Source organism: Candidatus Latescibacter sp., from assembly GCA_030692375.1.
Taxonomy (GTDB): domain Bacteria; phylum Latescibacterota; class Latescibacteria; order Latescibacterales; family Latescibacteraceae; genus JAUYCD01.
Genome location: JAUYCD010000156.1, coordinates 1 through 13847, shown reverse-complemented (window position 1 = coordinate 13847; position 13847 = coordinate 1). Strand labels below are relative to the sequence as shown.

The window sequence follows — 13847 nt, the reverse complement described above, 5'->3', positions numbered from 1 at the left end:
TTCTTTTCCCCCCTTAATAAGGGGGGTAGGGGGGATTAACCTTTCGGATTATCACCTTAGCTTACTTAACGACATACCTGTTAAAAATATGATTTTTCACGTTTTTTTACATGGGTTTGAGAGGATTTTTTTCTAATCCATACTATTCCTGTTTGTGGAGTAAATCTTGAAAATAACATTCTGGGGCGCTGCCAAAACAGTCACCGGCTCGATGCATCTGGTGGAGGCCAACGGCTCGAAAATCCTCCTGGACTGCGGGCTGTACCAGGGACGCCGCGAGGAATCTCGAAAACTGAACAGCGAGCTGCCTTTTAATCAAAAAGAAATCGATACGCTGGTGCTTTCCCATGCTCATATCGATCATTCGGGAAACATTCCTTCATTGGTGAAAAACGGCTTTGATCGGACGATTTATTCCACTCATGCCACCCGCGATCTCTGTTCGGCCATGCTTGCCGATTCGGCCCATATCCACGAAAAAGAAGCAGAATACATGAACCTCAAGATGAAAAAGAACGGCCAGAAAGCGGCCTTCCTTCCCCTCTATACCATGAAAGACGCTCTGGATTCGATCGAGCTGTTCCATTCGGTCAATTACGGGAAGCGGATACAAGTGGCCGATGGGATCGAGGTGGTTTTCCGGGACGCCGGACATATCATCGGGTCATCGCTCGTGGAGCTTTTCATCCGTGAAAACGGAACGGAGAAAAAACTCGTATTCACCGGAGATTTAGGGAGAAAATATCTTCCCATACTCCGTGACCCGGAATATATTGCGGAGACCGATGTGCTCATCACCGAATCCACCTACGGGAACCGGGTGCATGACGATATCACCAAAGCCAATGAAAAACTGAAACGGATAATAATCGATACCTACTCCCGTGGCGGAAAGATCATCGTTCCGGCGTTTAGTGTGGGAAGGACTCAGGAACTGGTTTTCGCCATTCACCAGCTTATCAATGAGAAAGCCATACCGGACCTGCCGGTGTATGTGGACAGTCCGCTTTCGGTGAATGTCACCCAGATTTTCCGTATGCATCCGGAATGTTTCGACACAGAAACGCTCAAATACCTGTATGAAGGTGAAGACCCTTTCGGATTCCAGCGCATGACCTATATCCGCACTGTGGAGGAATCGAAAAGTCTCAACATCTCCAAAGTCCCCTGCATCATTATTTCTTCTTCGGGCATGTGCGAAGTCGGCCGTATCCTCCACCACCTGAAGAACAATATCGAAAACGAGAATAACACCATCCTCATCACCGGTTTCATGGCGGATAATACCCTCGGCAAGCGCATTGTGGACCGTGAGCCGAGAGTGCGGATTTTCGGGGACTTTTACTCCCTGCGCGCCAAAGTGGTGATTATGAACGAGTTTTCCGCCCATGCAGACATGAACGAGCTGATCGATTGGACATTAGGTTTCAAAAAGCGGCCTGCCCTTACCGGCGTGGTGCATGGAAATGAAGACGCCGCCCAGGCTCACAAAAACCATTTGGAATCGCTGGGACTGCGCCATGTCGTTGTGCCGGACCGTGGAGATACGGTGAGTTTTTGAGGGTGCAGGCGGGAAGAAATCCCCCCTGCCTGTCGGCATCCCCCCTTGTTAAGGGGGGCTATGGGAGCGAGGTATTTTACCCCCTTTATAAGGGGGTCGCCGCTTTATGCGGCGGGGGGATATTAAAACCACTACAGGCAAGCATCCCTATTTCTTAAACACTAATTTAGAGATGAACCATTCTGGATTCTTTCTTTTCTTTCAGGTGAATCGATGAAAGATATTTCCGATATTCTCACCGTGGATCGAATACGGGACATCAAAGTCAGAACCAAGGACGGTGTATTGAGGGAATTATGCAGGCTGGCCTCAACATCCCCCCATATGTCCGATCCCGAAGCGTTCCTTAAAGCCATCCGGGCGCGTGAAACCGTCATGTCCACCGGGATCGGAATGGGGATAGCAATTCCTCATGCCAAAACCCCTTCGATGACTGATTTTGTCATGGCGGTGGGAAGGTCACTGAAAGGAATCGACTTTGATTCCCTTGACGGCCTCCCGGTGCATATCGTCATCATGGTTGGTTCTTCGGACAACCAGAATGTAGAATTCCTCAAGCTTATCGCCAAAATCGGCGCCCTTTTTAATGAAACCGGATTCAAGGAACGATTTCTGAAAGCAAAAACCTCCGAGGAAATGTACCGATTATTGACCGAGAGCAAACCAGGTTGAACTCAAAAATAATGCCTGTTGAACAGGCTATTTCCATGATCCGCGACGGCGACACGGTCGCATCCGGCGGTTTTGTCGGGAACGGCCACCCGGAGGAACTCACTTCGGCTCTGGAAAGAAGATTTCTGGAAACCGGCTCGCCGCGCAACCTCACCATTGTATATGCCGCCGGGCAGGGCGACGGGAAAACCCGCGGGCTGAACCATCTGGGGCATGAGGGATTGGTGAAGCGGGTCATCGGCGGGCACTGGAACCTGGCGCCGAAACTGGGAAAGCTGGCGGTGGAGAACCGTATCGAGGCGTATAATTTCCCCCAGGGAGTAATATCACATCTCTACCGGGACATCGCAGCCGGAAAACCGGGAACCATCACCCATGTGGGATTGAAAACCTTCGTCGATCCCCGTGTGGACGGCGGCAGGCTGAATTCCATTACCAGTGAAGACATGGTGACCCTGATGCGGATTGACGGGAAAGACTGGCTGTTCTACAAAGCTTTTCCGGTCGATGTGGCGCTTATCCGGGGGACAACCGCGGATGAGTCCGGAAATATGAGCATGGAAAAAGAGGCGGGAAACTTTGAGATGCTTTCCATGGCCCAGGCGGCAAAAAATTCGGGAGGCATTGTCATCGCCCAGGTGGAAAGGGTGGTGCAGAAAGGCACGCTGAATCCCCGCCTGGTGGTTGTCCCGGGACTTCTGGTCGATGCGGTTGTTGTGGCCAGGAAAGAAAACCACCAGCAGACATTCGCTGAAGACTATAATCCATCTTACAGCGGCGAGGTAAAAATCCCCTGCGCCGCAATCGAACCGCTCCCGATGAGCGAGCGGAAAATCATCTGCCGCCGCGCCGCAATGGAACTCAATCCGGGGGACATTGTCAATCTCGGAATCGGGATGCCGGAGGGAGTCGCCGCAGTAGTGAATGAAGAGGACATGAATGAGTTCATGATTCAGACCATCGAATCCGGGCCGATCGGCGGAATTCCGGCTCATGGGCTGAGTTTCGGGGCCAGCGCCAATCCGGAAGCCATCATCGACCAGCCTTACCAGTTTGATTTTTATGACGGCGGCGGGCTGGATATTGCCTTCCTGGGGCTGGCGCAGGTGGACGAGTTCGGGAATACCAATGTGAGCCGGTTCGGGAAAAGAATGGCCGGCTGCGGAGGGTTCATCAACATTACCCAGAATGCAAAAAAGGTGATATTCTGCGGCACTTTCACAGCGGGAGGCCTCGATATATCGATAACCGACGGAAGATTGATCATCAATCGTGAGGGCGGAACTCCCAAGTTCCTCCGCCGGGTGGAGCATATCACGTTCAGCGGTGAATACGCCCTGGAGAAAGGCCAGACCGTGGTTTATATCACCGAGCGGGCGGTTTTCAGGCTTTTGGAAGGCAAAGTGACTCTCGTGGAAATCGCACCCGGAGTCGACCTCGAACGGGACGTGCTCTCCCGGATGGGCTTCACACCTTCTGTCAGCCCCGGTCTCAGGGTGATGGATCAGGCCATTTTCCGTGAAGAAAGAATGGGGCTGAAAAACCGCTTGTCTGAACCATGATTCATGGGATTTATGAATGCATTATAAAAATAGAAGCGGCAGCGAGTTCGGCATGACACGTGTCACCCTGAACTTGTTTCAAGGTCCAATCAAGTAATCATGGAATCATGCAAATCAAGGGTCAGGTGTTTTTCTCATCCATCATCTCTTATCACATGAATCATACGAATCAGTCAGACAATTTTTTTTCCTTTTTTTTATAAGGAGGTTTTATGAAAAAATCGAATCGCCGGAATTTCATGAAAAAAGCCGTCCTGGGAGGCGCCGCGGCTGGAATCGGTATGGCAGTGGAAAGTATCTTTCCACGCCGTACCATTGCTCAAGGTACAGAATTTCAGCGCATCTATTACCGTGAGCTGGGATCCACCGGCTACAAGGCAAGCGAAATCGGCTTCGGGGCGATGAATACCCGTGACGCCGAATTGATCCATGCCGCCATCGACAGCGGCATCAACTACCTGGATACCGCTCACAGCTACATGCAGGGGGTGAACGAGGAAATTGTGGGCACGGTCATGAAGACCAAGAGAAACAAGGTATTTCTCTCCACCAAACTGAGACAGGTCAATGCCTCGGAGATGCCCGGCTTGATGGAGCTGTCCTTGAAGCGGCTCAATACCGACCATGTCGACCTGGTTCTTCTCCACATCACCGAGTCCCGTGAACAGGCTCTCAACGCGGATTATTTAAAGGCATTCAGCGACCTCAAGAAAAAAGGCATGACCCGTTTCATCGGGGTTTCCACCCACAAGAACCAGGCCGAGGTCATAGACGCCGCCATATCGAGCAAGGTCTGGGATGCGGTGCTTGTCGGGTACAATTACACTTCTCCGCCAGAAGTCGGTCAGGCCATCGAACGCGCCCGTAAGGCGGGGCTGGCCACCATCGCCATGAAAATCATGCTCAGCATCGATTCCAGGAAACCGCTCGATACGCCCGCCGATCTCCGGAAGGGAAAGCTGAACGCCGCTCAGTCTGCTCTCCGCTGGGTTCTCCAGAATCGCTATGTGGATACAACCGTTCCCGGTATGACCGCATTCGAACACCTCGCCGAAGACCTGGCTGTCATGGGAACGAAGATGTCTTTCTTCGACCGCCGGACGCTAACCCGTTATGCAGAGGCACGCTCCAAAGGTAACTGCCGGGGCAGCGCCGGCTGCACCGGATGCCAGGGGCAGTGTCCCTATGGTGTAGAGATCTGCGATCTGAACCGCTGCGTCGGGTATGCGTACGGTTACGGCGACCTGGCTCTCGCCCGGGAGAACTACTCACAACTGCCTCCGTCCTCACGGGTGGAAGCCTGCGGCGACTGCGAAAGATGCCTGGTGAAATGCGTGAACGGCCTCGATCTCGACCGTACCATCCGTCATGCCCGCGAATTGTTTGGATAAGTTTTTTACTGCAGAAACAGCATTTTCCGGGTAAGCGTTCCATGACTGGAGGTCAGCCGGAGAAAATAGAGGCCGGACGATTTCCCGGCAAGAGAGACTGACAGGCGGTGAATTCCCCGCTCCAGCTCGCCGGCAAACAGGATTTTCACCCGCTGGCCGAGTATATCGTAGATTTCCAGAGACACCCTTCCCCGCTCCGGAAGCTCGAACGATACCACCGTTGAGGGATTGAACGGATTCGGGACATTCGGGTACAGGGCGAACTGGCTGGGCCGGGGAGAATCTACCGCGGTAGTGTAAGTAGTGTCGGCGCGGGCGCGGAATACATCCTGCCCTTTCCGGTAGAGGTCGAACGTCCGCTTTTTATGCTCGACAGTATCGAAATGGTTGGCGGAATCGAGAAGAGCTATGTGCTTGTCGATCCAGTTGACGAAATAGAGCGCGTCGCTCCTCGAACGGATGGGTTTGCCGTCCACAGTGACATACACCGGGGCTGAGTGCGCGTTTCCATAAAATCTCCCCGCCGAATTACCCTCCACTCGCGCCGCGATCCAGGAACTTCGGGAAAGTGCAATCTCGGTGGAAAGAACCGCTTCAGTGCTTCCGCCGTAAGATTGCGAAGAGACTGTTTCTCCGTTTACCAGAATATAGATGGTTTTAATTCCGCCCATCCATCGGGCATCCGCCCGGACGGTGACTTTCGCTGTTCCGTTCACTGATTTTAACGATAGTTCAGAACCGGGCATCTCTCCGTTGACTGTGAAAAAAAGCGCCGCCCCGGTGGAAACGAAACTCCTTCCTTTCACCGCCTCACGAATCCAGTCGCTGAAACCGAGCTGTTGAGTTTGATTCGGAACATATACATAATGCCGCACTATTCCGGGGAAAAAATAAGATGATAAATTGGATGTGAAATTGAGCACATCCGAGCCTACGAACGGCGGCACCCGGAATCCGCAGTTGAGCAGTTTGTACCACACATACCGGGTCCAGGTGTCACCCTGGCTATAAATGTATACTTCCATTCCGTCAATTTTCCCGAGAGCCACATCGACCGGAAGCTCATAGGCAGTATGACGGTCGGCGCCACTTGCCGGATCGACTGTCCAGGGCTGGCTGAACGGGAAGGGATGTCCTGCCACCACGATTCCTCCCATCTGGTGCGCTTCATCAAGGAAATCCAGCGCCGGAGGATAGGAGTACGCATATTTGCAGTTGGCGACGTCATAATACCCGTTACCGTAAGCGGAAAGAGGACGTTGACAGTTAAGGGTGATCATGTGATTCTGCCACGACCTCGACCGCCATTCCTCCCCATAGGTAAAAAGATAGAACGGAAGAGAAAATGAATAGGGTTTATTCGCGAAGTACTGGTAATCGGCCGTCCAGTTGCCTTCACCAAGGGCGTCGAGCTGGAGGATGTTCAGGTCTTCTCCCAACTGAACGTAATAGGCGCCTTCAGGAGTTATGGATCCTTGTGAATGTACATGGCTGTCGCAGGAATACCACCCCATCTGTTTCAAGTGAATCCAGCGTTTGAGGGTTAGATCAATGGTGAAAATCTGCTGTGAATATTCAGGGACATCTATCGGCTTGTTCTGCATGGGGATGTATTCATTCCCGCGGAAAATTGATGCATAGTATCTCCCTTTGCTTAGAAACATGGAAGTGTCGCCGAGACAATAAAAAAACGAACGATTTTTCGGTTGCATACCTTCCGGCCCCCAGAAATTGCCCGCCGAATCGGCCAGAGTGACCCGGCAGGGAAGTATCTCTCCGGTATCCACGTCGCGTATGGTCAGACGGACTATTCCTGAATTGGACGGCACAAGCGGTTTTTTATACCATACATAATTGCTGTCACCTTTTGGGTTGGATAGTCCCATCATTCCGGTCTGAGCGCCGGAGGGAACGATTACCACAACAGTGGTGTCATTCCAGGAAACGATAGTTTTGGCGGGAATTACCAGCGTAAAGGTAACTGTGCATTCCTCCGTGAAATCACCGAAGCTGCACCCGGATATGACGAGCGTATCCGAGCTGACACTAGATCGCGGGAAAAGAGGCTTTGCGCTGATGTTTATGATGTAAGGCTTGACTGATAATGGGTAGGCGCCTTCCAGGCCTGTATCGGCGTTTTTTACTTTCAGGAAGCCGTTATGAGCGCCGATTGGTACAACCAGCCGAATCGTCGTTTCGTACCACGACAGGATGGAGTCCGCGGCAAGGGAATTGAAGAGAACGGCGCCTTTGCTCAGGCCGAAATAATTTCCGGTTATGGTAAGATTATCTTTGATTACGGCTATTTTGGGGCTGATGCGATTAATTTCAGGAGCGGATGGAGACTGGGCTCTGCTTGTAAAAGACAGGAAAACTGTGGAAAAAATTAGCCCGTTGAAAAGAAAGAGCAAAATGGACAGCCCGGCGCGTATTTTTTTCATAATACAGACAAGTCTATCCATAAGAAGCCTCCTATCTATATGTGGTGACTTAGGTTATTACACTTTTTATAGATGCCGAAACAAGTTCGGCATGACACGTGTCATCCTGAACTCGTTTCAGGATATAAACACTTAAAACATGCGCAATTATTTACTCCGTATAGTCATAAAGGAACATTACCATGAAAGGCTGCGTCTTCTGCAAGATCGTATCCGGCGAAATCCCTACCCGGCGGGTGTATGAAAACGATGATGTTCTGGTGTTTCCGGACATCTATCCCGTTGCTCCGGTGCATCGGAACCTGCACATCGACCGGAGCGGATTCAGGCTCATCCTGAACACCAACGCGGACGGCGGCCAGGAAGTCTTCCATGCCCACATGCACATGCTGGGCGGAGAGCCGATCGGACGGTTGAGATGCAGGCATTAAAGCTAAAATCCCCCCTTGCCCCCCTTATTAAGGGGGGAAGCCGAAGGCGGGGGGATTTACAGGCTTGGAAACACGTGAAGAACAACTGATCAACCGGAAAAAAAGAGAGAACTGTTTCAACTGCCTGTTCTCTCTTTTCGTAGTAAATGCCGGTAGATATTATGTTACTTGAACTGCACCTTGGGGGCTTCCTGAGCTGCGCCGGGCGCCTCGAAAAACGGCTTCCGCTCGAATCCGAACATGCCCGCGATCATATTTTGGGGAAACTGCCGGATATACTGGTTATAGCTGCGGACTGTGTCGTTATATCTTTGACGTTCCACCGCGATACGGTTTTCGGTGCCTTCGAGCTGGTCCTGGAGAGCGATGAAATTCTGGTTCGCCTTGAGATTGGGATAGGCCTCCACCACCACCATCAGCCGTGAAAGGGCATTGGACAGATCCCCTTCCGCCTTCATCCGGTCTGCCGGGGTTGCCGCTCCTCCCACCTTCGCCCGCGCCTCTGTAACCGCGGTGAGCACCCGCTCTTCGTGTGAGGCATACCCCTTGACCGTTTCCACAAGATTGGGGATCAGATCATACCGTCGCTGGAGAACCGTCTGTACCTGCGCCCAGGAGCCGTTTACCTGTTCCTGAATCACTACCATCTGATTATAGGTGGTGCGCAGCCACGCTGCCGTACTAAGGGCGAAAATGAGGATGACACCCAGAATGACAGCGACAATGATCAGAGCTTTTTTCATGCTATTCCTCCGTTGGGCAGAAAACATCTAAGGCTTTGGAAAGTTTGTCCAGCTCTTCCACATAGAGATCGAAAAGGCGGTCGGTATCTTTATCGGGCTTTTTCCCGCCGTGCGCGATTCCATGCAGAGTATCGAGAAGCTCTTCATTAAGGCCATATTCACTGCTCATCGCTTTTAAGAGTTCCGCAGTTTTTTCCGGGATGGCGCTTTTCTTCAGGAAGAGGGCGCCGGCGAATACCAGGCGGAAGGTGTTGAGAGAGCGGTGTATCAGGTCGATCAGCCCTTTCCGGTTCCCCCGGTGGAGAAGGTATTCAGCCCGAAGATGGAGGAGTTTTCCCTTGATCTCGCGCTCGCACTCGCTCCGCACATCACAGCCCTGAAAGGTAATGGTTCCCAGTACATCTTCGCCGAAGATCATCTGGTATGAGCTTTTCATCTCCATGAATTCAAGAGGGAACGTGTCGAGCGAATCACGGATATATTCCTGAGTGAGAAAAAGAGGAACCGCGATTCCCTTCTTCGCCCACTTTTTCACAAACACAGAGCAGGGAGCGAGCGCGCTCGGAGTATTGTCCCGCACTACCACAAGAAAATGAATGGAGAAACGGCCGGGTGCATTCTCATCTCGCGCCGCCGGGCCGTAAAGGATAACAGACTGAAGATTCTCGCCGAAGCAGCTTTTGACATTCTGCAGGAATTCGTCCGCAACTTTTTTCATATGTTCATTTCTTTTTTCCATAATCCCTCCGTTAAAAGCTCCCTGAAGCGCCGCCGCCGCCGGAGAATCCGCCCCCGAAACCGCTGAATCCGCCGCCTCCGCCGAATCCACCCCCGCTGAACCCGCTCCCGCCAAATCCGCCGCCAAAACCGCCGAATCCCTCGTGGCGATTACTTCCTACCCCGCCGAGCATACTTCCCAGGAGAAGACCGGTCAGGCAGCCGCCGCCGCCTCTCCGGCCGAGGAGCAGCAAAATGACGGCAGCAAATATAATGAGCTGGATGAAGGGCATGCCTCCGCCCCTGCGGCGCGTTTCGCGCGGCGGAGGAGGAACTGGGCCTGCTCCGCTGAGTTCCACCCCCTTTTCCTTGGCAATCAGGGCGACAATGGCGAGCGCACCCTGGCTGAGACCGGTATCGAAATCATTCTTTTTCAAATAGGGCACGATATACTGGTCACGAATCATACCCGAGCGGGCGTCGGTCAAGATCGGCTCGAGGCCGTAACCAACTTCGATTCTCACCTTACGCTCTTTGAGCGCCATGAGGAGGAGAACGCCTTCATTCTTTTCTTTGGACCCGATGCCCCACGTTTTCATCAGGTCGACAGCATACGTGCTGACATCCAGGCCGCCCATGTCCTTGACGGTCACCACGGACACTTCAACGCTCGTTTTCTGCTTCAAATCCGCGAGTATGCCTTCAAGCTGCTGCTTTGCTTCGGGCTTCATCACTCCGGCGAAATCATTGACAAATCCGGTTGGGCTGGGAAATTTTTGTGCGGAAAGCAGGGCAGCGCCGTCCAGCATTGCAAGTACGAGAAAAAGCCACAGATGTCTTTTCAGGGGCATCGACTCCTCCGTATCGGTTATCCTGGCGAGAATGTATTGATAAGGTAGGGAAAATAACGGGGATAGTCAAGGAATAAGGATGACAGGCCATCCCCCATTTTTTATTCGGCGATAGACATGCCATATCACTTATCTTCTCTTTGAACAAAATCCCCCCGCCGCATAAAGCGGCGACCCCCTTATTAAGGGGGTAAAAGCTTGCCTGCCAACATGATTCCCCCCTTAATAAGGGGGGATGTCCGAAGGACAGGGGGGATTCGTCCTTCAAGAGGACTTGAACCCAAGAATATTTTCATAAATATTTTCTCGTGAAACGATAAGCATCATGTCGAGATTTTTAGGTGAAGCCCCCTTCAATCTACCCCTTTCACACTTCATTGCTTCCAGTCCCTCTCCAATCCCTACAGACTCCCGCAGCGTGTTCCCAATAGAAAATACCTTACTCTTCTTTTTCCGAGGACCCCGAAAATACCCGTAATGTCTCCTTTTCCCCAAATCAATAGCTACCAACAGTGTTTTTTCGTTGACACAATGCCCTTTTTTTACTTTCTTGTCTTCCATGGCTATACTCCTCCGGTAATATGTTTTCCCCTGCTGCCAACTATCTATTATCGTGAGTATAGCCTTTTTCTTCCAAAATTGAATGTAATATTGAACAGCGCCGAGAATTCGAGAATCCATGATGTCAAGTTCGAGGAATGTCCTTAAACAGGGCGTTCTGTCCAAAGTATGGCGTTTTATCGCCCGTAATCATCGTGTCCGGTGGATTTTCCTGCTCTCTCTTTTCATGTTTCTTCTGGTGGCTCTCATCCGCGCTGTCGAGATGAGCGCGAACCGTCATTACGATTCTGTCTGGGACAGTATTTACTGGTTTGTGGTCACTATTGCAACTGTCGGGTACGGAGATATAACGCCCCGGACCACCGGGGGGAAGCTCCTGACCATTCCGCTCATCATGCTCGGCGTCATCCTGATGAGCTTTTTAACCGGCACCATCGCATCAATATTAACCGCAACTCGTATCAGGGAGGGCAGAGGATTGCAGAAGCTCAATCTCCAGAATCATGTGGTGATTTGCGGATATAACTCAAATATCGAGCGTGTGATCGGCGGCATCGTTTCCACTGCACGATCTTTGCCGGACATCGTGCTCATCAATACGCACCCGGAAACCGAGATTACCAATCTGATCGAACGGTTTTCAGAGGCATCGATACGGTTTGTCCGAGGGGATTATACCGCCGAACCGACCCTCATGCGCGCCTCTATTGTGAAAGCTTCTTCGGCGATCATTCTCGCCGATCCGGGACCGGACGGCCAGGCCAAACCGGATGACCGTACCCTCATAGCCGCGCTGGCCATAAAATCCGTCGCCCGTAATGTGGAAGTCTGCGCAGAGCTGCTCGACGCCGCCAATGAAGTGCACCTGAAACGCGCCGGAGTGGACCAGATTATTTTCTCCGGTGAGTTCAACGGATTTCTCCTTTCCTCGGCGGTGATGACCCCGGGAATAACCCAGGCTTTGCGGGAGATCATGTGCACCGATCGGGGGAGTGTCATAAAACGGGCGCCCATACCCCATGAGCTTGTGGGGAAGTCCTTTCAGACCGCCGTCGTGGATTTCATGGATCATCAGGGCTCAATCCTCCTCGGCATCATCACTGAGAAAAAAACCTTTAACATGGAAGACATGCTGAAAGGGGATAAGGATATCATCGATGATTTCATACGCCGTAAATTCGAGGATGCCGGGCGCAGCCTTGAGATCGAATCAAAGGGACGGATGACCGTTGTCATGAATCCGGGAAAGAACTACCATATAACCGAAGATGACTTTGCAGTGATTCTCACCTCCCATAACAAAGAGATGAATGTATGAGCGAGGTTTCCGTTCAAAAGCTGAAGGATTTTTCTCTTTTCAAGGGTCTTTCGGTGGAAGAGTTGGGCCGCGTCTCCAGAATTGTGACAACCGGAGAGAAAGAGGCAGGCGCAACCATCATCAGCGAAAATGAACCCGGAAATGAATTATTTCTTCTTGAAGATGGCGTGGTGGAAATTCTCAAAACGCTGACCATAGTCACTTCAAGGAACGAATTCGGCGCCAAGGAGCGCAGCTTTATCCGCATGACCGGCGAGAATCACTGCTACTTCGGGGAGATGGTCCTCTTCGGGAAAAAAGAGCGCTCGGCCACGGTTAAAGCGGTCACAAAATGCCAGCTTTTCATCATAAAAGACAGCGATTTTCTTTCCCTCTGCGAACAGGAGCCGCGCATCGGATATATCGTTCTCACCAATATCGCGCTCATCCTCTCGGATTATCTCCGCCGGGCAAACGAAGACATTATCAAGCTCACCACCGCGCTTTCGCTCGCGCTTTCGGGGTAAATGCGTCTCTGTTTCGGGACAAATCAGTCGATACTACACGATGTCGGTTGGTTTTTCTGTCAGAAGTTATCAGGCTACTTTAGTGTTTTGCAATTATTTCGCGTATTGTTGGAACCAACTCTGTCGGGACTTCCATGACGGTTTGATCCAACGCTTCAAAAGTGGCCTCATCCTCAGCGACAGCTTCTTCCTCAGACTGAGATTCATAATGGTCAAGTACTCTTTTTACACGTTCAGCGTCCCAACCTGGCGGGAATTCACTTTTTTTCATCTTTTCTTTCTCCTTTTGCGGCGAAGATATGCAATTAATGGCTTGCCGCGTAGTTCATATGTTGTGATGACAAAAATACTATTTGGTGTCGGATCGGGAACATAGATGACCCTGAGATAACGACCGCTTGACGTTCGCCCGATTGCAACTCTTGATCCTTCACGTCCTGGTCGATTTTCTCCGAATGAGAAAGAACCTCTTCCACTTCTTTTTCCTCAACGTTATGTGAGTAAATATGAGGTAAGCCCGTTTCCGGATCAAGATAATAGCGGATATTAAATATGTCCCTTTTCTTTCATTATTTTGTTTAATGGGGTGAGTTCTCTTATCCAATCCTCTCCTGCCGAATGTCAGACCTTCGTTTGACCTTCTGAAATGTACAGATTTTACTTCTTCCAAAGTCGCAGCCCACTCTTTCACAGGAGATTATATAGATAATAGCAATGCCAAAAACAACTAAAAAATCCGTTGATATTTCTGTGACAGTGAATTAGTTTGGGAGTAATACACTGAAAAAGAATACAGAATACAGAATACAGAATACAGGAGTCAGGAGTCAGAATAGAGAGCGCAATAGACCCCGAAACAAGTTCGGGGTGACAGTGTCATGCTGAACTTGTTAAAGCATCTATCAAAAAATACGAATCAATGGTTCAGACAATTTTTGTCCCTTTCTTTTAACCCGGATTATTCATAAAATGTTTTTTCACATTTCATTAAAGGGATTGATCCCCTCTGCCTGTCGGCATCTCCCCTTGTTAAGGGGAGAATTCGCCACAAGCATTTTTTATCTTTCATTTTTTCTACCCCCTTCGATAAGGG

Annotated in this window: 13 protein-coding genes; 7 read left to right on the top strand and 6 right to left on the bottom strand. The window is 51.0% G+C overall.

Going from position 1 to position 13847, the window contains the following annotated elements; all coding sequences use genetic code 11:
- Nucleotides 1-166: 166 nt before the first annotated feature.
- From Q8O92_09525 to Q8O92_09510, 4 genes are all read left to right on the top strand, one after another.
- Entirely contained in the window at nt 167-1561 is a 1395-nt protein-coding gene (locus Q8O92_09525) for an MBL fold metallo-hydrolase (GenBank protein ID MDP2983552.1), read from the top strand.
- Between the two features lie 213 nt (nt 1562-1774).
- Complete coding sequence (locus tag Q8O92_09520) at nt 1775-2233, top strand: PTS sugar transporter subunit IIA (GenBank protein ID MDP2983551.1); 459 nt, start codon at nt 1775-1777, stop codon at nt 2231-2233.
- Nucleotides 2234-2244: 11 nt separating this feature from the next.
- The gene (locus Q8O92_09515; protein ID MDP2983550.1) at nt 2245-3795 is read left to right on the top strand and encodes an acyl CoA:acetate/3-ketoacid CoA transferase; all 1551 of its coding nucleotides are present in this window, start codon (nt 2245-2247) and stop codon (nt 3793-3795) included.
- A gap of 212 nt (nt 3796-4007) precedes the next feature.
- Nucleotides 4008-5186 (top strand): aldo/keto reductase, encoded by a 1179-nt coding sequence (locus Q8O92_09510; protein MDP2983549.1) that lies wholly within the window; start codon nt 4008-4010, stop codon nt 5184-5186.
- A 5-nt stretch (nt 5187-5191) separates the two neighbouring features.
- Here Q8O92_09510 and Q8O92_09505 read toward each other — a convergent pair whose 3' ends face one another.
- Nucleotides 5192-7648, bottom strand: coding sequence for a CehA/McbA family metallohydrolase (locus Q8O92_09505; protein ID MDP2983548.1), 2457 nt, complete (start codon nt 7646-7648; stop codon nt 5192-5194).
- A gap of 161 nt (nt 7649-7809) precedes the next feature.
- Between Q8O92_09505 and Q8O92_09500 the strand changes: the two genes are divergently transcribed.
- Entirely contained in the window at nt 7810-8058 is a 249-nt protein-coding gene (locus tag Q8O92_09500; GenBank protein ID MDP2983547.1) for an HIT domain-containing protein, read from the top strand.
- A gap of 164 nt (nt 8059-8222) precedes the next feature.
- Here the strand turns inward: Q8O92_09500 and Q8O92_09495 are convergent, their stop codons facing one another.
- The 4 genes from Q8O92_09495 to Q8O92_09480 form a co-directional block, all read right to left on the bottom strand.
- Entirely contained in the window at nt 8223-8801 is a 579-nt protein-coding gene (locus tag Q8O92_09495; protein ID MDP2983546.1) for a LemA family protein, read from the bottom strand.
- Between the two features lies 1 nt (nt 8802).
- Complete coding sequence (locus tag Q8O92_09490; protein MDP2983545.1) at nt 8803-9666, bottom strand: hypothetical protein; 864 nt, start codon at nt 9664-9666, stop codon at nt 8803-8805.
- Nucleotides 9551-10369: a TPM domain-containing protein gene (locus tag Q8O92_09485; GenBank protein ID MDP2983544.1), complete on the bottom strand. Its 819-nt coding sequence runs from the start codon at nt 10367-10369 to the stop codon at nt 9551-9553. The genes Q8O92_09490 and Q8O92_09485 overlap by 116 nt, the downstream gene beginning before the upstream one ends.
- A 264-nt stretch (nt 10370-10633) precedes the next feature.
- A complete protein-coding gene (locus tag Q8O92_09480) occupies nt 10634-10930 on the bottom strand; it encodes a hypothetical protein (GenBank protein MDP2983543.1) in 297 nt (98 codons plus the stop codon).
- Nucleotides 10931-11048: 118 nt separating this feature from the next.
- Here Q8O92_09480 and Q8O92_09475 point away from each other — a divergent pair, with 118 nt between their 5' ends.
- Both Q8O92_09475 and Q8O92_09470 read left to right on the top strand, forming a co-directional pair.
- The gene (locus Q8O92_09475) at nt 11049-12248 is read left to right on the top strand and encodes an ion channel (protein MDP2983542.1); all 1200 of its coding nucleotides are present in this window, start codon (nt 11049-11051) and stop codon (nt 12246-12248) included.
- Nucleotides 12245-12754, top strand: coding sequence for a cyclic nucleotide-binding domain-containing protein (locus tag Q8O92_09470; GenBank protein MDP2983541.1), 510 nt, complete (start codon nt 12245-12247; stop codon nt 12752-12754). Before Q8O92_09475 ends, Q8O92_09470 begins: the two co-directional genes overlap by 4 nt.
- A gap of 79 nt (nt 12755-12833) precedes the next feature.
- Here the strand turns inward: Q8O92_09470 and Q8O92_09465 are convergent, their stop codons facing one another.
- Entirely contained in the window at nt 12834-13025 is a 192-nt protein-coding gene (locus Q8O92_09465; GenBank protein ID MDP2983540.1) for a hypothetical protein, read from the bottom strand.
- Nucleotides 13026-13847 lie beyond the last annotated feature (822 nt).

Bases quoted from the DNA above. Each gene is read 5' to 3' on its own strand.
- Q8O92_09520 (MDP2983551.1), top strand. From the start codon at position 1,775: ATGAAAGATATTTCCGATATTCTCACCGTGGATCGAATACGGGACATC.
- Q8O92_09515 (MDP2983550.1), top strand. From the start codon at position 2,245: ATGCCTGTTGAACAGGCTATTTCCATGATCCGCGACGGCGACACGGTC.
- Q8O92_09510 (MDP2983549.1), top strand. From the start codon at position 4,008: ATGAAAAAATCGAATCGCCGGAATTTCATGAAAAAAGCCGTCCTGGGA.
- Q8O92_09505 (MDP2983548.1), bottom strand. From the start codon at position 7,648: ATGGATAGACTTGTCTGTATTATGAAAAAAATACGCGCCGGGCTGTCC.
- Q8O92_09500 (MDP2983547.1), top strand. From the start codon at position 7,810: ATGAAAGGCTGCGTCTTCTGCAAGATCGTATCCGGCGAAATCCCTACC.
- Q8O92_09495 (MDP2983546.1), bottom strand. From the start codon at position 8,801: ATGAAAAAAGCTCTGATCATTGTCGCTGTCATTCTGGGTGTCATCCTC.
- Q8O92_09485 (MDP2983544.1), bottom strand. From the start codon at position 10,369: ATGCCCCTGAAAAGACATCTGTGGCTTTTTCTCGTACTTGCAATGCTG.
- Q8O92_09480 (MDP2983543.1), bottom strand. From the start codon at position 10,930: ATGGAAGACAAGAAAGTAAAAAAAGGGCATTGTGTCAACGAAAAAACA.
- Q8O92_09475 (MDP2983542.1), top strand. From the start codon at position 11,049: ATGATGTCAAGTTCGAGGAATGTCCTTAAACAGGGCGTTCTGTCCAAA.
- Q8O92_09470 (MDP2983541.1), top strand. From the start codon at position 12,245: ATGAGCGAGGTTTCCGTTCAAAAGCTGAAGGATTTTTCTCTTTTCAAG.
- Q8O92_09465 (MDP2983540.1), bottom strand. From the start codon at position 13,025: ATGAAAAAAAGTGAATTCCCGCCAGGTTGGGACGCTGAACGTGTAAAA.